The sequence below is a fragment of the Streptomyces sp. NPDC002701 genome (assembly GCF_042889045.1).
Taxonomy (GTDB): domain Bacteria; phylum Actinomycetota; class Actinomycetes; order Streptomycetales; family Streptomycetaceae; genus Streptomyces.
Window position 1 is genome coordinate 145975 of record NZ_JBIAQL010000001.1, and the last position, 16728, is coordinate 162702.

Genomic DNA, 16728 nt, shown 5'->3' on the forward strand with positions numbered 1-16728 from the left:
TCCTTCGGTCAGAATTCATCCACCATCTGAGATCACATTCCGGGACCCGGACAGGGAATCGGTACGATGAGCCCATGGTTTCCCACGACGTGAGCGACAAGACGCCGGGCATGCTGCTCGTGGCGCGGCTGCACGTCGACCTGTGCAGGCTGCAGAGCGCCATCTGTACGCGCTGATCCCTGCCGCCGTACAGCCGTGAGACACGGCTCGGCGGGGCCGCGACCGGCGTGCCCCCTGCCCTTCCCGGTGCCCTTCCCGCGCTGCCGCGGGCGCCCAGAGACGACCCGCCCTCCCCTTTCCGACAGGAGCCCGCAACCATGGCCATCGAGGTCCGCATCCCCACCATCCTCCGCACCTACACCGACGGCCAGAAGGCGGTCGAGGGCGGCGGGGAGACCCTCGCCGAGCTCCTCACCGACCTGGAGAGCCGCCACACGGGCATCCAGGCCCGCATCGTGGACGGCGGTGAGCTGCGCCGCTTCGTGAACGTCTACCTCAACGACGAGGACGTCCGCTTCCTCGACGGCATCAACACCAAGCTCACCGACGGCGACAGCGTCACCATCCTGCCGGCCGTCGCCGGCGGCATGGTCTGACCGGCCTGCCGGGCTCTGATCGCTGATGCGCTACGACTCCCCGCTGGCCGCGGTGGGCAACACCCCTCTGGTGCGCCTGCCGCGGCTCTCGCCGTCCGCCGACGTCCGCATCTGGGCGAAGCTCGAGGACCGCAACCCGACCGGCTCGGTCAAGGACCGCCCCGCGCTCCACATGATCGAACAGGCCGAGAAGGACGGTCGGCTCACCCCCGGCTGCACCATCCTCGAACCGACGTCCGGCAACACCGGCATCTCGCTCGCCATGGCCGCCAAGCTCAAGGGCTACCGCATGGTGTGCGTCATGCCCGAGAACACCTCGCAGGAACGGCGCGAACTGCTCGGCATGTGGGGCGCCGAGATCATCCCCTCCCCGGCGGCCGGCGGCTCGAACACAGCGGTGCGCGTGGCGAAGGAGCTCTCCGCCGAGCACCCCGACTGGGTGATGCTCTACCAGTACGGCAACCCCGACAACGCGGGCGCGCACTACGCGACCACCGGCCCCGAGATCCTCGCCGACCTGCCCTCCGTCACGCACTTCGTCGCCGGGCTCGGCACCACGGGGACGCTGATGGGCGTCGGCCGGTTCCTGCGCGAGCACAAGCCGGACGTCAGGATCGTCGCGGCCGAGCCGCGCTACGACGACCTCGTCTACGGCCTGCGCAACCTCGACGAGGGCTTCGTACCGGAGCTGTACGACGCGTCGGTGCTGACGACCCGCTTCTCGGTCGGGTCCGCCGACGCGGTGACCCGTACGCGGGAGCTGCTCCAGCAGGAGGGCATCTTCGCCGGGGTGTCCACCGGGGCCGCGCTGCACGCCGCGATCGGGGTCGGCCGCAAGGCCGTGCAGGCGGGCGAGCCCGCCGACATCGTCTTCGTCGTGGCCGACGGCGGATGGAAGTACCTGTCGACGGGGGTCTACACGGCGGCGACGACGGAGGAAGCGATCGCGACGCTGCAGGGCCAGCTCTGGGCTTAGCCCGTGGGGCTCCGCCCCCGAACCCCCGGTCCTCAAACGCCGGACGGGCTGGAAAATCCAGCCCGTCCGGCGATTGAGGACGAGCGCGCAGCGCGACAGGGGGGTCTGGGGGCGCAGCCCCCAGGGACGGGAAGGGTGGGGGCGGCGGGGGCGAGGAACGTTCTACCGGGACAGGTGGCGGACCTGGGCCCAGACCCGGGGGTCCACCTCGCCGACCCGCCGCCGGAACTCCCGCACAGGCACCCGCCGCAACTCCTCCGTCTCCAGGAAGCTCGCCCGCCCGTGGGCATCCCCCACGGCCCCCGCGGGCAGCGGAATGACCCCGCCCCGCTCGTCGTGACGCTTCGTGGTGATCTTGGCGACCACGGCCCCGCGCCCCCGCACGGACAACACGAGACAGGGCCGGTCCTTCGCCCCGTCCCCGTCCTCGTACGGCACGTTCGCCCACCAGATCTCCGCCGGCCGGGGCCGGGACGGGCCACGGACCCGGTCGGACCGCCCCGGCGGCCCGGCGGACGGCCCGCGAGGCGGCTTGCGGGAGGGCCTGCGCCCGCGCCCCCACCCGTCCACGAACGTCGCGACGCCCGCGAGCAGCACGACGGCCGCCAGCGCGAACCACCACGACGTGTTCATGCGTACGACGGTACCCGGCGTGCCCCACCGCACGCCTGCCCGCTCCCGCAGGCCCCCGAACCGGTGACACCGCAGGTGAGTTCCCCCACAACAGCCCTCGACGGAGGAGCGACCCGCCCTTTCGCGCCTTACGCTCGACGGACCGCACGACCCCCGTCACGACCCCCGTCTCTCTCCCCGCCAGCGGAGGTTTCTGCTCTATGAAGCTCACCGTCGTCGGCTGCTCGGGGTCGTTCCCGTCCGCGGAATCGGCCTGCTCGAGCTACCTCGTCGAGGCCGACGGCTTCCGGCTGCTTCTCGACATGGGCAACGGTGCCCTTGGCGAGCTGCAGCGCCACTGCGGTCTCTACGACCTGGATGCGATCTTCCTCAGCCATCTGCACGCCGACCACTGCATCGACATGTGCGCGTACTTCGTCGCGCGCTACTACCGCCACGAGGGCGGCCGCTGCGATCCGATCCCGGTCTACGGACCCGAGGGCACGGAGCAGCGCCTGACCACCGCGTACGCGGACACCCCCTCCGCCTCCTCCATGAGCGAGGTCTTCGACTTCCACACCGTCAAGCCGGGCTCGTTCGAGATCGGGCCCTTCTCGGTGCACACCGAGAAGGTCAGCCATCCCGTGGAGGCGTACGGCATCCGCGTGGAGCACGGCGGGCGGTCGCTGACGTACTCCGGGGACACGGGCGTGTGCGACTCGCTCGACGAACTGGCCCGCGACACCGACCTGTTCCTCTGCGAGGCCGCGTTCACGCACGGCAAGGAGAGCATCCCGGACCTCCACCTCAACGGCCGCGAGGCCGGCCAGACCGCGGCCCGCGCCGGGGCCCGCCGCCTCGTCCTCACCCACATCCCGCCGTGGACGGACCCCCAGGCCAACCTGGTGGACGCCCGCGAGGTGTTCGCAGGACCGGTGGAGCTGGCGGCGCCGAGGGCGACGTACGAGATCTGAACGCGGGATGCCCCGGACCGCCCGCGGGCGGTCCGGGGCATCCCGGACGTTCGAGGAGACGGCGGGGGCTACTTGGCCTCCGCCTTCTGCAGCTCGGCGAGTTCCTCGTCCGACTCGCGGCCCGGAGTCGGCAGGTTGAACTTGGTGATCGCGAAGCGGAAGACCGCGTAGTAGACGACCGCGAAGCACAGACCCACCAGGACGAGGCCCCACGGGTTCGTCGCGATGCCCAGGTTCAGGCCGAAGTCGACCGCCCCGGCCGAGAACCCGAACCCGTCCTTCATACCGAGCGCCCAGGTCAGTGCCATGGACACACCGGTGAGGACCGCGTGGATCCCGTACAGGACCGGCGCGATGAACATGAAGGTGAACTCGATCGGCTCGGTCACACCCGTGACGAACGAGGTCAGCGCCAGCGAGAACATCATGCCGCCGACGACCTTGCGACGCTCCGGACGGGCGCAGTGGACGATCGCGAGGCAGGCCGCGGGCAGCGCGAACATCATGATCGGGAAGAAGCCGGTCATGAACTGTCCGGCGGTCGGGTCGCCGGCCAGGAAGCGGGAGATGTCACCGCTCTTGCCCTCGTACTCACCGGCCTGGAACCACGGGAAGGAGTTCAGCAGGTGGTGCATGCCGATCGGGATCAGCGCGCGGTTGGCGACACCGAAGATACCGGCGCCGACGGCGCCCGAACCGACCAGCCACTCACCGAAGTTGTGCAGACCCGTGCCGAGGACCGGCCAGATGTAGCCGAAGACGATACCGAGCAGCAGACCCGCGAAGGCGGACAGGATCGGGACCAGGCGGCGGCCGCTGAAGAAGCCCGCCCAGTCGGGCAGCTTGGTGCGGTGGAAGCGCTGGTAGAGCAGCGCGACCACGATGCCCATGACCACACCGCCGAGGACCTTGGCGTCCACGGGCGCGTCGACCATGACGACCTTGCCGTCGACCGCCTTGGCGACCTGCGGCAGGTTCTTGTCGGTGAACGTGGCCAGCACGTTCTTGAAGACCAGGTAGCCCGTGACGGCCGCGAGGGCGGTGGAGCCGTCCGACTTCTTGGCGAAGCCGATCGCGATGCCCACGGCGAACAGCAGCGCCATGTTGTCGAGGATCGCGTTGCCGCCCGCCGCCATGAAGCCGGCGATCTTCGTGATGAACGCCGGGAACGACTCGCGGCCCAGCATGTCGGTGTTGCCGAGACGCACCAGGAGCGCGGCCGCGGGCAGGACGGCGACGGGGAGCATGAGGCTGCGGCCGATGCGCTGCAAGACAGCCATCGCGCCGGAGCCCTTCTTCTTCGCAGCCGCGGGAGCGGCGCTGGCCGTGGACACAACTTCCTCCTGGGTGTCCCCCCGGCGAGGCGGCCGGGGGAGGGCGAAGCGCCGCCTGGGGACAGGCAAAAGGGAGACGGCGGCGTCTTCGGGGGAACGCGGTCAGCGACCGCGTGGTCTACACCACTCAGTGGTGTAGACCTGTTGTAGCACGGTGAAGGTGAGATAAGGAACCCGTGATTTCTGTGGCCTGGACCATAGCGGCGGAAGTCCCGGCATGTCCGGGTGAAGGCGACAGAACTACGCGCCGAAGGGCCCCAGGACCGACAAGTCCGGTAGCCCCTCGGCGCGTTACCTCCCGCGCCCTACGCCTTCGTCACGTCCTCGACCTCGTCCTCCGGCTCCCGCCCCGGAGTCCGCAGATCGAACTTCGTGATCGCGAAACGGAAGATCACGTAGTAGACGACCGCGAAACACAGGCCGATCGGAATGATCGCCCAGGGTCTCGTGGCGAGGTTCCAGTTGATGACGTAGTCGATCAGACCCGCCGAGAAACTGAAGCCGTCATGCACGCCCAGACCCCACGTCACCGCCATGGACACACCGGTGAGCACCGCGTGCACCGCGTACAGCGCCGGAGCGATGAACACGAACGAGTACTCGATCGGTTCCGTGATGCCCGTGACGAACGAGGTCAGCGCGATCGACAGCATGAGCCCACCGATCTCCTTGCGGCGATGGGGCTTCGCGCAGTGCGTCATCGCCAGACACGCCGCCGGCAGCGCGAACATCATGATGGGGAAGAACCCCGACGTGAACTGACCTGCGTCCGGATCACCCGCCAGGAACATGTTGATGTCACCGTGGACCACCGACCCGTCCGGTTTCGTGTAGCTGCCGAACTGGAACCAGATGGGCACGTTCAGGAACTGGTGCAGCCCGATCACCAGCAACGCCCGGTTGGCGACACCGAACACGCCCGCACCCCACGCGCCCAGACTGACCAGCCAGTCGCTGAAGTCCTCCAGGCCCCGGCCGATCGGCGGCCACACCCACAGACAGAGCGCGGCGAACGCGATCGCCACGAACGCCATGATGATCGGCACCAGCCGCCGCCCGTTGAAGAAACCGAGCCAGTCCACGAGTCTGGTGCGGTGGTACCGCTGCCAGAAGAACGCCGCCAGCAGACCGATGACGATGCCACCGAAGACACCCGGATTCTGGTACGTGAAGGCCGCCACCGTGCCGTCCTCCGCCTGACAGCCCGCGGCCACCGCCTTCGCCTGGTCCGCACAGTCCTCGGGAAACTGCCGCAGCACGTTGTAGTAGACGAGGAAACCGGCCACCGCCGCCAGGGCCGTCGAACCGTCCGCCTTCTTCGCCATCCCGATGGCCACACCGATACAGAACAGCAGCGGCAGACCGAGCGAACCGTCCAGCAGCGCGCTCCCCGCACCCGCCATCACCTTGGAGACGTTCGTCCAGCCGAGGCCGTCGGCGCCGAACACATCCGGCTGCCCCAGACGGTTGAGGATGCCCGCCGCCGGCAGCACGGCGATCGGCAGCTGCAGACTGCGCCCCATCTTCTGCAGGCCCTGGAACAGATCGCTCCAGCGGGAACGCGCGGGCACGGCCGCACTGTCGGCACTCATGGCTGTCCTCCTGCGTCCCTCCGGCGCGCCCTCCGCAGCCCGGGAACAGGGCGGGTTTGGCGGCCGTCGAAAACTGGTGTAGACCAGTCGGCGAACGGTTTGCGAACGGGTTGCGCTGTCGTGATCGCCATCCTTCGGCAGGCGCGACGGAACCGCTCGCGAAGATGGGCCAACTGTGGGTTACTGCGACAAAGCGCTGCGACAAAGCGGTTCGGATCAGGGAGTAGGACATGGCCAGCAAGGCTGAGAAGATCGTCGCCGGGCTCGGTGGCATCGACAACATCGAAGAGGTCGAGGGCTGCATCACCCGGCTGCGCACCGAGGTCGTCGACCCGAGCAAGGTCGACGAGACCGCCCTGAAGGCCGCGGGCGCCCACGGCGTCGTCAGGATGGGCACGGCCATCCAGGTCGTCATCGGCACGGACGCGGACCCGATCGCCGCGGACATCGAAGACATGATGTAACCCCACCCTCACCCTCGAAGGGCCGCTTCCACTCTCGGGGGCGGCCCCTCACCCGTGAACGACTAGGCTCGACGCCATGTCTCGCATCGACGGCCGCACGCCCGAACAGCTCCGCCCGATCACCATCGAACGCGGCTGGAGCAAGCACGCCGAGGGCTCCGTCCTCGTCTCCTTCGGTGACACGAAGGTCTTCTGCACCGCCTCCGTCACCGAAGGCGTCCCGCGCTGGCGCAAGGGCAGCGGCGAGGGCTGGGTGACCGCCGAGTACTCCATGCTTCCCCGCGCCACGAACACCCGCGGCGACCGCGAATCCGTCCGCGGCAAGATCGGCGGCCGCACCCACGAGATCAGCCGGCTCATCGGCCGCTCCCTGCGCGCCGTCATCGACTACAAGGCACTCGGCGAGAACACCATCGTCCTGGACTGCGACGTCCTCCAGGCCGACGGAGGCACCCGCACCGCCGCCATCACCGGCGCCTACGTCGCCCTCGCGGACGCCGTCTCCTGGGCGCAGGGCAAGAAGCTCATCAAGGCCAACCGCCAGCCCCTCACCGGCACGGTCAGCGCCGTCTCCGTCGGCATCGTCGGCGGCATCCCCCTCCTCGACCTCTGCTACGAGGAGGACGTCCGCGCCGACACCGACATGAACGTCGTCTGCACCGGCGACGGCCGCTTCGTCGAGGTCCAGGGCACCGCCGAGGCCGAGCCGTTCGCCCGCGACGAGCTCAACTCCCTTCTCGACCTCGCCGTCCTCGGCTGCACGGAACTCGCTGTCGCCCAGCGCACGGCACTTGATACCGTCCTCGAAAGGTAAAGGACGTACCAAGTCGGCCGGAGGTCGCGGGCAACCACGGCACCGGCCGCCGCGTCCCTACAGATGCGGGCGCACGGCACACGAGTGCCGCCCGGCCAGTACCGAACCGGGGGCCCTCCGCGGGCCTGACCAACGGGAGGACCGTTCCATGGCCGCGAGCCGCCGCCGACCCCGCCGCATCACCGCCGTCGCCGCGGCCGTGGCAGCCGTCGCACTGACCGCCGGACTGACCACCGGCTGCGATGCCGTCAACAAGGCCCTCGACTGCGTCCAGACCGCCGACACGATCGCCGACAGCGTCACCGACCTCCAGCAGGCCGTGGAGAACGCCTCGAACGACCCGACCCAGGCGGACGAGGCACTCGACTCGATCGACAAGAACCTCGACACCATCGGCGACAAGACCGACGACACCGACATCAACAAGGCCGTGGACGACCTCCAGGCTGCGGTCACTGACGTCCGGACCGCCATCAGGGACGGCGACCCGACCCCGGACATCGGCTCCGTCACCGACGCGGCCGGCGAGCTGACCAAGGTCTGCACCCCGTAAGGCACCGGGCGGCGCGAACGGCCCGGGACAGCATCGGCCGGCGGTCACACCGGTGGCCGGTGGTGACGTCGACCGTCCGCGGTGACCTCGACCGGCCGGCGGTGACGTCACCGGCGGCGATGACCTCGACCGCCCGTGGGCGGCGGGTGGACGGTGACGGGCGGCACCCCGGCGACACCGCCCACCTGGCTAGGGTGAGCACCATGAGCCGCCTGATCCTCGCCACCCGCAACCCCGGAAAGATCACCGAGCTGAGGGCGATCCTCGCCGCCGCAGGTCTGCAGCACGACCTCGTCGGCGCGGACGCCTACCCGGAGATCCCCGACGTGAAGGAAACCGGCGTCACCTTCGCCGAGAACGCCCTCCTCAAAGCCCACGCCCTCGCCCGCGCCACCGGCCTTCCCGCCGTCGCCGACGACTCCGGCCTCTGCGTCGACGTGCTCGGCGGCGCCCCCGGCATCTTCTCCGCCCGCTGGTCCGGCACCCACGGCGACGACCAGGCCAACCTCAGGCTCCTCCTCGCCCAACTCGGCGACATCGCCGACGGACACCGCGCCGCCCACTTCGCCTGCGCCGCCGCCCTCGCCCTGCCCGACGGCACCGAACGCGTGGTGGAAGGCCGCCTGCGGGGCACGCTCCGCCACGAGCCCGCCGGCGCCAACGGCTTCGGGTACGACCCGATCCTCCAGCCCGACGGCGACACCCGCACCTGCGCGGAACTGTCCCCCGACGAGAAGAACGCGATCAGCCACCGCGGCAAGGCGTTCCGCGAACTGGTCCCGGTGGTGCAGGAACTACTGGGCTGAGGGGCCACAGGGCTGAGGAACGGCTGGGCTGAGGCGTCACCGGGCCGGGCAGGCGTCGGGCCGGGCAGGCGTCGGGCCGGGCCGCGCCCCGGGGATGCGTCCCCGACCGCTCCTCCTAGCTCTCGCTGTACGAGCGCATCGTCACTCGGGCGTCCAGGTCGATGCTGTTCACCCCCGCCGGTGCCGGAAGCCGCAGCGCCTTGTCGAGCACGGGGCCCAGTAGGCCGCAGCCCGAAGTCCTGGGTATCGCGAAGCGGTTGTCCTCGACCCCGAAAGTGACGACCAGCGGATCCGGCGTGACGACCTTCGGCGGGTCCGTCTCCAGCAGCACCAGGTGGACCGGGGCCGTCGTGCTGCCTATGGAACAACCGGACGGCAGGCCGGGCCCGGTTATCCCGAACGTCAGATCCAGCTCGCCCCGCCGCTCGTCGTTGCTCTCGAAGTCGGAGTACCCGCCGTACCGGGGCGTGATCGACAGAGGTGTTCCCCGAACTCGTAGGGGAGTGGCGGCCATCGCGCCGAACACCTGACGGAACTCGCCGTCGACCGTGCCCTCCGCGAAGGTGATCGCCAAGGGCTCGTCGATGGGCACCTCGACCCGGCCGAGGGTGAGATGCCCGACGGCGGTCATCGCCTCGCAGCGCCAGTCCGCCGGTCGGGCGCCGTCGGGCAGCTCGGCGAGGGCGGGGCAGTCCTGGAAGGCCCGCTCCTGCGCGTCCGCGCCGGCACTGGCGTCGGCACTGGCACCGGCGTGTGCGGGCGCCGCTGTCGCCGCGCTCACACTCGCGGTGGCGAGGGCGACGGCGGACAACGCCATGACGAGACGACGTCGGGCACGGAACATGAGGGCCTCCTGTGGTGTGACGGGCGATGCGTGACAAGTGACGCGTGAGTGATGTGTGACGACGAGTCGGGCAGAAGCGTCCGCCTGCCTCAACGATTGCAGCGTTTCCTCTGCAAGGGAAGATCTGCAGAGAAACTTCTGCAGAATTCACTCTGCAGAGCTTCGGCTGTGCCGAACGGTAGGCTGCCGGCATGAGCGATGAAGGCGAGCTCCAGCCCGCGCCGACCCCCGCCACGGATGCGGAACCTGTTGCGGACCCGGACCCGGACCCGGACCCGGACCCGGGCCCCGTCACGGCCCCGGACCCCGCTACGGGCCCGGATGTGAACGGGGGCGGCCAGCGGCGCACGGTCAGTGACCCGGCGGCTCTCAAAGCCCTCGCCCACCCGCTGCGGTTGAGGATCCTCCGTCACCTCGCGGTCTCCGGCCCGGCGACCTCCACGACCCTCGCCGGCGCCCTCGGGGAGAACACCGGAACCCTCAGCTACCACCTGCGCCGCCTGGAGCGCGGCGGCTTCATCGAAGACGTACCGGAGCGGCCCAACAGTCGTGAGCGCTGGTGGCGGGCGGTACGCGGACTGGACGTACGCAGGCCGGCGCAGGACGAGATGACCGAGGGGGAGCGGGCGGTGGCGGGCGCCCTGGACCGGATGCGGCTCGACGAGGACATCGCGCTGGCCGAGCGGTTCACGGAGGGGCGGGCGGAGTCCGGGGGGTGGATGCGTGGTTCCCGAAGCCTCAGCCACCTCACGAAGGGCGAGGTGACCGAGTTCCACGACGCGTACCTGGAGCTCCTGGCCCGGTTCGCCCGGGGGCCGGAGGACGCTCCGCCGGACGCGAAGCCGGTGCTGCTGCGGTGGTTCGCGCTGCCGGCCGAATGATGGGTCCGACCGTCTCGGGGCGGAGATCCAAAAACGGCCTGCGAATCGATGGTTGATTCGCAGGCCGCTGCTGTGCGGCGGAAGGGATTCGAACCCTCAAGCCGTTTCACGGGCCACAGATCCTAAGTCTGCTGCGTCACCTCTGCGCCACCGCCGCCAGTCGCTTGACATCGTACCGGTCGTCCGGCCGCCCGGAGGTGCGAGTTCGTGTCACGCCGATCGTCGGCTTCCGCTGCTCCCTCGGCACCAGGTCCTGGTGAGCGCATGACAGTTGGGGCACAGCAGCCGCAGGTTTTCGGGGCGGTTGTCGAACCGGTCTCCGTTGATGTGGTCCACCTCCAGTGTCATCGGCCTGCCGAGCCACTCCGGTGGGGTATCGCACCGGGCGCATCGCTCAGGCACACCGATCTCGGCAAGGGCCCGCCGGAGGACCTTCGTTGCCGTCCGGCGTTCTCCGCTGTGTCTGGTCAGTACGGCATCCGCTGATCGGGCCGGGGTCGTGCCCGGCTTTCCACGGTTGTGTCTCCGGCCCAGGAAATGGGACGTGGTGAGCTGTTCCTCGGTGATCCATCGGTGCAGCAGCCGGCGCTGTGCGCCGTTGTCCGGCCGGTTGAGACGACGAAGCACTTCTGCGATGGAGGCAGCTTCGGTCACCGCCCTGCGCAGATCGTCGGGTGTGGGTCTGGCCCCGTGCTCGGGATGGCTGCGGCCAGGGCGAAAGCCCACCTGTCCATCGATGTAGTGGGCGCCGTCGCTCATGCGGCTTTGCCCCGGGTGCGCCCTTTGGCCCGGCCGCGATAGGTGTCCGTAGTGGAGTGGCAATTCGGGCAGAGGAAGCGCAGGTTCTCGGCCCGGTTGTTTCGCCAGTTCCCGTCGATGTGGTCGACCTCGAGCGGTAAAGGCTCGCCCAGCCATACCGGGTGGATCGAACACAAGGCGCATCGTTCCTCGATACCCAGCTCGCGCATCGCCCTCTTGAGCCGACTGCCGGGCGTACGCGTCGCCTGCGGGGAGGAGTCCTCGACAAGGATCTCCTCGGCTGTCCTGCGGCGCTGGTTGTGGCGCATCTTCTCGGTGCGGACGACCCTGGTGAAGTGCGAGATGTCCAGTCCGTACGCCTTGATGCGCCGAGCGATGTTGGTGTGATGGCCGCCCACGGAGTCGAGCCCGATTCGCCGCACCACCTCGCTGACACTCCTGGAGGCGGCGACCACCGGTTCGAGGATCTCCTTGGTCCACTTCGCTCCCTCCGGCTCGAAGTGCGAAGTGTCCACTCCCATCTTCTTCATGCGTCCCCGAAGGTAATCGCGCGTCGGGCTCTTCGGATCCACCCCCAGCTTCCCCAGTGCCTCCGACAGTGTTCGTGACGAGCTTGCTGCCTCGTGCAGTCGGGTCCTCGTGTACGGGCTGACCGGCATGGCCCCCTCCGTTCCGGCCGCGTGTTCGCCGCCTCGTACGGAGTAACGAACCGGTTATCGGATGGTCACGTCCGGAATGAGGAGCGGCCCGCACCGCGAAAGCGGGGCGGGCCGGGGCCGGGACGGGAGGGGGGCGAGAGCCGAGGAGACGCCGGGCTCAGACTCCCAGGTCCTTGATGATCTTGGCTACGTGGCCGGTGGCCCGGACGTTGTAAAGGGCGTGTTCGACCTTGCCCTCCTCGTCCACCACGATCGTGGAGCGGATCACACCCATGTACGTCTTGCCGTAGTTCTTCTTCTCGCCGAAGGCGCCGTACGCGTCCAGCACCTTCTTGTCCGGGTCGCCGACCAGCGTGACCTTGAGGTTCTCCTTCTCGCGGAACTTGGCGAGCTTCTCGGGCTGGTCGGGGGAGACGCCGATGACGTCGTAGCCGGCGGCCGCGAGCAGGTCCAGGTTGTCCGTGAAGTCGCATGCCTGCTTCGTGCAGCCCGGTGTCAGAGCGGCCGGGTAGAAGTAGACGATGACCTTGCGGCCCTTGTGGTCGGCAAGGGACACCTCGTTGCCGTCGGCGTCGGGCAGGGTGAAGGCGGGGGCGGTGTCGCCGGGCTGGAGTCGCTCGCTCATCTCGGTTCGGTCTCCTTGCGAGGTCGTGGATACGGAACCGAGCGTAATGGGGGTGCCGGGCGGTGCGCGGCGGGGTGAAGCTGACAGACTGTCGATCGTCGATTAATGACGGGGCCGACGGGAACAGGCCACGAGAAGGAACGACCACGACTACGGAGGCAGCGCGTGTCGGACACGTCGAGCACGCCGGACACCAGGACTCCGGCGCAGATCGAGGCGGACATCAAACGCCGTCGCGACAACCTCGCCGAGACGCTCGACGAGATCGGTGTGCGGGTGCACCCGAAGACCATCGTCGGGGACGCCAAGGCCAAGATGGCGTCCAGCGTCGACCACACCCTCGGACGGGCCTACGTCGGCGTCAACCGCGTCGTCGGTGATGTGAAGGGGCGGTTCGTCACGGAGGACGGGGCGCCGCGGCTGGACCGCATCGTGCCGGTGGCCCTCGTGGTGGTCGGCGTCGTGGGCCTGCTGACCCTGAGCACCAGGCGCCGCAGGCGCTGAACCCAGCCGAACCCATCCGTGCACCCGCCAGTGCAACCACCCGTGCACCCGGCCGTACCGTACCTACGTACCCGTACCCCGCCTGCGTACGGGCGGCGCGAAGGCAGGTAAGTTCGGACTGTGAGCGCCAAGAGGACTGAGCACAGCAGCCAGGACGACAAGCTGCCCATCCGGATGCTGCACGACCGTGTGCTGGTGCGGCAGGACGCCGCCGAGGGCGAGCGCCGGTCCGGTGGCGGCATCCTCATTCCCGCGACCGCGGCGGTCGGCCGGCGGCTCGCGTGGGCCGAGGTCGTCGCGGTCGGGCAGAACGTGCGGACGGTGGAGCCGGGCGACCGGGTGCTGTACGACCCGGAGGACCGTGCCGAGGTGGAGGTGCGCGGCACCGCGTACGTGCTGATGCGCGAGCGGGACCTGCACGCCGTGGCGGCGGACCGGTTCGAGGGATCCGAGGACTCCACGGGGCTGTATCTCTGAGAGACCGGCGCACACCGCGCACCGAGCAGCGCGGACCCGCGCGGCCACGCAGCGCGTACCCGGCGTGCGGAAGGGGCTGATGACCGTTGTCACCAGCCCCTTCCGGCTGTCTCCCGCTCCCCGTTGCTACCGTTGAGGTACCCGACGAGACGCGCCGTACCGGGACAGGCAAAGACGACGCACCCCTGTTGATTCCTTCACGGAGGTGCCTGATGGCCTGGGTCCTGCTTGTCGTCGCCGGTCTGCTGGAGGTCGGCTGGTCGGTCGGTATGAAGTACACCGAGGGGTTCACGCGGCTTGTGCCCAGCGTGCTCACCGGTGCCGGCATCGTCGCCAGCATGCTTCTGCTGTCGTACGCGGCGAAGACACTGCCCATCGGTACCGCGTACGGCGTCTGGGTGGGCATCGGGGCGGCCGGGGCGGCGGTCTACGGCATGGCGGTGCTCGGTGAACCGGCGACCGCCGCCCGGATCTTCTTCGTCTGCCTGCTGCTGGTGGCCGTCATCGGCCTGAAGGCGACCTCCGGCCACTAGCGGCGGCCTGAAGGCGACCACCGGCCACCAGCGGCGGGCTGAGGGCGACCTCTCGCCACCAGCAGGGCCGGCTGGGCTGCCCGGGGCTACGGGAAGCCCCCGAACGTCGTCCCCGTGCCTCCGTCCGCGCCGTCGCCGGTGGTGCCGCCGTCGGTCGTCGTGCCGCCGTCTCCGGTGGTGCCGCCCGTGTCGCCGTCGCCGGTGGTGCCGCCGTCGGTCGTCGTGCCGCCGTCTCCGGTGGTGCCGCCCGTGCCGCCGTCGCCGGTCGTGCCGCCGTCCGTCGGGGTCCCGCCGTCTCCGGTGGTGCCGCCGTCGGTCGTGGTGCCGCCGTTGTCCTGGCCCTGGGTGTCCGGGGTCTCCTCGCCGCCGGTGGTCGTCCCGCCGTCCCCGGTGGTGCCCCCCGTGCCGGTCTCCTCGTCGCCGGGGTCGGCCGGCGGGAGCTCCTGCTGCCCGGCGCCCGACTGGAGCTCCAGGTCGAAGTCCTGGACCGCCACGCCCTTGAGCGCGGCCTTCGTGTACTGGGCCCAGATCTGCGCCGGGTAGCCGCCGCCGTTGATGCGCTGCTGCCCGAGCGCCCCGTACAGCGCCTTGTGTTCGCCCGTGTCGGGGTCCTGGCCCATCACGGCGACGACGGTGGCGAGGTTCGGGGTGTAGCCGGCGAACCAGGCCGCCTTGTCCTCCTCCGCGGTGCCGGTCTTGCCCGCCACGGGCCGTCCGGCGGCCTGCGCGGCCGTGCCGGTGCCGCCCTCGACGACGCTCTGCAGGACGGAGGTCGTGGTGTCGGCGGCTTCCCGGCTCACGGCCTGCCTGGTCTTCCTGCCGGGCAGTCTCACATCCTCCGAGCCGTCCTTCGTGATCTTTTCGATCATGGTGTACGTGCCGTGCTTGCCGTGGTTGGCGAGTGTCGCGTACGCCTCCGCCATGTCGAGGACGCTGGCGGTGGCCGTCCCGAGGGCGATGGACGGGGACGCGTTCAGGTCGGGGGTGTCGGCCGGGACACCCAGGTCCACGGCGGTCTGCTCGACCTTCGCGGAGCCGACGTCCACCGCCATCTGCGCGTACACGGAGTTGACGGACTTGTCGGTGGCGGTGCGGACGGGGATCTGGCCGTACGAGACCTGGTCCTCGTTCTCGGGTGCGTACCGGCCGCCGTCCCAGCCCTCCACGGGGCGTTCGTTCGTGCCGTCGTAGACCGTGTTCGGGGTGATGGTGCGGCCGTCCTGCGTGACCGAGTCGTTCTGCACGGCCGAGGTGAACACGAACGGCTTGAAGATGGAGCCGACCTGGTAGTCGCGGCGCGTCGCGTTGTTGTAGTACTGCTTCGTGTAGTCGATGCCGCCGTACATCGCGACGACCTTGCCGGTCTTCGGGTCGATGGAGGCGCCGCCCGCGCGGACGTAGTTGTCGACCTTGCGGTTCTTCTTGTCGAGTTCGTCCATCACCTGGTCGTCGACGGCCTTCACGAAGGCGTCCTGCTTCGGCTTCTGCAGGGTGGTCGTGATGCGGTAGCCGCCCGCGTTCAGGGTGTCCTCGTCGAGGATCTTGTGGTCGGCGAGGTAGTCGTTGACGGCCTTGACGATGTAGCCGCGCTGGCCGGACATCCCGGCCGCGATCACCGTCTCCTTGGGCGCGGGGAACGTGACGGCCGCGCGCTTCGACCCGCTGATCCACTTCTTCTTGACCATGCCGTCGAGGACGTAGTTCCAGCGGGCCAGGGCCGACGGCTTGTTCTCGGGGTGCGCGACGACGTCGTACTCGCTCGGCGCGTTCAGGAGCGCCGCGAGGTAGGCGCCCTGACCGACCGTCAGGGCCTTGGCGTCGACGCCGTAGTACGCCTGCGCGGCGGCCTGGATGCCGTAGGCGTTGCGGCCGAAGTAGCTGGTGTTGAGGTAGCCCTCGAGGATGTCGTCCTTGCTCTTCTCACGGTCCAGCTTGATCGAGATGAAGAACTCCTTCACCTTCCGCGTGACCGTCTGCTCCTGTGCCAGGTAGTAGTTCTTCACGTACTGCTGGGTGATCGTCGACCCGGACTGCTTGCCCTTGCCGGTGGCGGTGTTCCAGCCGGCGCGGATCATCGCCTTGGGATCGACGGCCGACTCGGTGTAGAAGTCGCGGTCCTCGGCGGCCAGGACCGCGTGCTGGGCGTCCTTGGAGATCAGCGCCAGGTTCACGTTCTCCCGGTTCACCTCGCCGTCGCGGGCGAGCTGGCTGCCGTCCGCGTACAGGTAGACGTTGCTCTGCTTGGTCGCGGTGGCGTTCGCCGACGGGATCTTCACCAGCTGGTAGCCGAGCGCGAACACGCCGACGAGCAGCAGGATGCCGATGACGAACGTGCCGAGCACGATCCGCCAGGTCGGGATCACGCGCTTCCATCCCGTGCGCTTGGGTCGCTTCGGTTTCTTGCCGGAACCGGGATCGGAACCGGGATCGGAACCGGAACCGGAACCGGAAAGGGGACCGCTGTCGGAACCGGTATCGGAGCCGGGTGTGTCCGGTGGTGCTCCGCCGGGTGTGCCCGGTGCCGCCGCGGAGGCGTTGTCGGGGTCCCTCGGTGCCCAGCCCTCGCTCGGCTGCTGCGGCTGCGGCTGGTCGTTCATCGTGTGCCGTGCTCCTGTTTCACGTCGTACGTCTGGTACGCCCTCGTACGCCTGGTGCGCCCTCCCTTTGAAGACTGTCGCATCCGGCGATTCGTTCCCGGCACGTGGCACGCGTCGTGAGCGGGGGC

The 16728-nt window shown here is 69.5% G+C and carries 20 protein-coding genes, 1 tRNA gene and 1 riboswitch; of the genes, 12 read left to right on the top strand and 9 right to left on the bottom strand.

From position 1 onward, the window contains the following. Nucleotides 1–74: 74 nt before the first annotated feature. The 3 genes from ACFYXC_RS00585 to ACFYXC_RS00595 all read left to right on the top strand — a co-directional run bounded on the left by ACFYXC_RS00585 (nucleotide 75) and on the right by ACFYXC_RS00595 (nucleotide 1572). Nucleotides 75–176 (top strand): putative leader peptide, encoded by a 102-nt coding sequence (locus ACFYXC_RS00585; protein WP_313904860.1) that lies wholly within the window; start codon nucleotides 75–77, stop codon nucleotides 174–176. A 141-nt stretch (nucleotides 177–317) separates the two neighbouring features. Beyond that, a complete protein-coding gene (locus tag ACFYXC_RS00590; RefSeq protein ID WP_362772538.1) occupies nucleotides 318–596 on the top strand; it encodes a MoaD/ThiS family protein in 279 nt (92 codons plus the stop codon). A gap of 25 nt (nucleotides 597–621) precedes the next feature. Further along, nucleotides 622–1572, top strand: a complete 951-nt coding sequence (locus ACFYXC_RS00595; protein ID WP_388916732.1) for a PLP-dependent cysteine synthase family protein — start codon at nucleotides 622–624, stop codon at nucleotides 1570–1572. A gap of 162 nt (nucleotides 1573–1734) precedes the next feature. Here the strand turns inward: ACFYXC_RS00595 and ACFYXC_RS00600 are convergent, their stop codons facing one another. After that, entirely contained in the window at nucleotides 1735–2205 is a 471-nt protein-coding gene (locus ACFYXC_RS00600; RefSeq protein WP_389545195.1) for a type II toxin-antitoxin system PemK/MazF family toxin, read from the bottom strand. A 200-nt stretch (nucleotides 2206–2405) separates the two neighbouring features. Between ACFYXC_RS00600 and ACFYXC_RS00605 the strand changes: the two genes are divergently transcribed. Then, nucleotides 2406–3158 (top strand): MBL fold metallo-hydrolase, encoded by a 753-nt coding sequence (locus tag ACFYXC_RS00605; RefSeq protein WP_389545198.1) that lies wholly within the window; start codon nucleotides 2406–2408, stop codon nucleotides 3156–3158. Between the two features lie 68 nt (nucleotides 3159–3226). On the opposite strand, the gene ACFYXC_RS00610 is transcribed toward ACFYXC_RS00605, so the two are convergent. Next, nucleotides 3227–4492, bottom strand: a complete 1266-nt coding sequence (locus ACFYXC_RS00610; RefSeq protein ID WP_388916722.1) for a PTS transporter subunit EIIC — start codon at nucleotides 4490–4492, stop codon at nucleotides 3227–3229. Nucleotides 4493–4797: 305 nt separating this feature from the next. Then, nucleotides 4798–6084, bottom strand: a complete 1287-nt coding sequence (locus tag ACFYXC_RS00615; RefSeq protein ID WP_388916719.1) for a PTS transporter subunit EIIC — start codon at nucleotides 6082–6084, stop codon at nucleotides 4798–4800. A 230-nt stretch (nucleotides 6085–6314) separates the two neighbouring features. On the opposite strand from ACFYXC_RS00615, the gene ACFYXC_RS00620 reads away from it, so the two are divergent. The 4 genes from ACFYXC_RS00620 to rdgB all read left to right on the top strand — a co-directional run bounded on the left by ACFYXC_RS00620 (nucleotide 6315) and on the right by rdgB (nucleotide 8721). Next, a complete protein-coding gene (locus tag ACFYXC_RS00620) occupies nucleotides 6315–6548 on the top strand; it encodes a glucose PTS transporter subunit EIIB (RefSeq protein ID WP_389545202.1) in 234 nt (77 codons plus the stop codon). Between the two features lie 76 nt (nucleotides 6549–6624). Further along, nucleotides 6625–7362, top strand: coding sequence for a ribonuclease PH (gene rph, locus ACFYXC_RS00625; RefSeq protein ID WP_388916715.1), 738 nt, complete (start codon nucleotides 6625–6627; stop codon nucleotides 7360–7362). 148 nt (nucleotides 7363–7510) lie between these two features. After that, nucleotides 7511–7915, top strand: coding sequence for a hypothetical protein (locus ACFYXC_RS00630; RefSeq protein ID WP_388916712.1), 405 nt, complete (start codon nucleotides 7511–7513; stop codon nucleotides 7913–7915). 203 nt (nucleotides 7916–8118) lie between these two features. After that, nucleotides 8119–8721, top strand: coding sequence for an RdgB/HAM1 family non-canonical purine NTP pyrophosphatase (rdgB, locus tag ACFYXC_RS00635; protein WP_389546702.1), 603 nt, complete (start codon nucleotides 8119–8121; stop codon nucleotides 8719–8721). Between the two features lie 115 nt (nucleotides 8722–8836). Here the strand turns inward: rdgB and ACFYXC_RS00640 are convergent, their stop codons facing one another. Continuing rightward, entirely contained in the window at nucleotides 8837–9565 is a 729-nt protein-coding gene (locus ACFYXC_RS00640) for a hypothetical protein (protein WP_389545204.1), read from the bottom strand. A 191-nt stretch (nucleotides 9566–9756) separates the two neighbouring features. Between ACFYXC_RS00640 and ACFYXC_RS00645 the strand changes: the two genes are divergently transcribed. Next, complete coding sequence (locus ACFYXC_RS00645; protein ID WP_389545206.1) at nucleotides 9757–10446, top strand: ArsR/SmtB family transcription factor; 690 nt, start codon at nucleotides 9757–9759, stop codon at nucleotides 10444–10446. A gap of 73 nt (nucleotides 10447–10519) precedes the next feature. Here the strand turns inward: ACFYXC_RS00645 and ACFYXC_RS00650 are convergent. From ACFYXC_RS00650 to bcp, 4 genes are all read right to left on the bottom strand, one after another. Further along, nucleotides 10520–10603: transfer RNA gene (locus tag ACFYXC_RS00650), tRNA-Leu, on the bottom strand. A gap of 53 nt (nucleotides 10604–10656) precedes the next feature. Continuing rightward, nucleotides 10657–11205 (bottom strand): HNH endonuclease, encoded by a 549-nt coding sequence (locus tag ACFYXC_RS00655; RefSeq protein WP_389545209.1) that lies wholly within the window; start codon nucleotides 11203–11205, stop codon nucleotides 10657–10659. Continuing rightward, complete coding sequence (locus ACFYXC_RS00660; RefSeq protein ID WP_389545212.1) at nucleotides 11202–11864, bottom strand: HNH endonuclease signature motif containing protein; 663 nt, start codon at nucleotides 11862–11864, stop codon at nucleotides 11202–11204. The genes ACFYXC_RS00655 and ACFYXC_RS00660 overlap by 4 nt, the downstream gene beginning before the upstream one ends. 157 nt (nucleotides 11865–12021) lie before the next feature. After that, nucleotides 12022–12489, bottom strand: coding sequence for a thioredoxin-dependent thiol peroxidase (bcp, locus tag ACFYXC_RS00665; RefSeq protein WP_388916700.1), 468 nt, complete (start codon nucleotides 12487–12489; stop codon nucleotides 12022–12024). 165 nt (nucleotides 12490–12654) lie between these two features. Here bcp and ACFYXC_RS00670 point away from each other — a divergent pair, with 165 nt between their 5' ends. The 3 genes from ACFYXC_RS00670 (at nucleotide 12655) to sugE (ending at nucleotide 14003) form a co-directional block, all read left to right on the top strand. Next, nucleotides 12655–12993 carry a DUF3618 domain-containing protein gene (locus ACFYXC_RS00670; RefSeq protein ID WP_388916697.1) on the top strand — a complete coding sequence of 113 codons (339 nt, stop codon included), beginning with the start codon at nucleotides 12655–12657 and terminating at the stop codon, nucleotides 12991–12993. Nucleotides 12994–13113: 120 nt separating this feature from the next. After that, nucleotides 13114–13470: a GroES family chaperonin gene (locus ACFYXC_RS00675; protein WP_388916694.1), complete on the top strand. Its 357-nt coding sequence runs from the start codon at nucleotides 13114–13116 to the stop codon at nucleotides 13468–13470. Between the two features lie 122 nt (nucleotides 13471–13592). Next, a riboswitch (guanidine-III (ykkC-III) riboswitch) is annotated at nucleotides 13593–13654 on the top strand. A 28-nt stretch (nucleotides 13655–13682) separates the two neighbouring features. Next, a complete protein-coding gene (gene sugE, locus ACFYXC_RS00680; RefSeq protein ID WP_388916690.1) occupies nucleotides 13683–14003 on the top strand; it encodes a quaternary ammonium compound efflux SMR transporter SugE in 321 nt (106 codons plus the stop codon). An 86-nt stretch (nucleotides 14004–14089) separates the two neighbouring features. Here the strand turns inward: sugE and ACFYXC_RS00685 are convergent, their stop codons facing one another. Continuing rightward, nucleotides 14090–16600 (bottom strand): transglycosylase domain-containing protein, encoded by a 2511-nt coding sequence (locus ACFYXC_RS00685; RefSeq protein WP_389545217.1) that lies wholly within the window; start codon nucleotides 16598–16600, stop codon nucleotides 14090–14092. Between the last annotated feature and the right edge of the window lie 128 nt (nucleotides 16601–16728).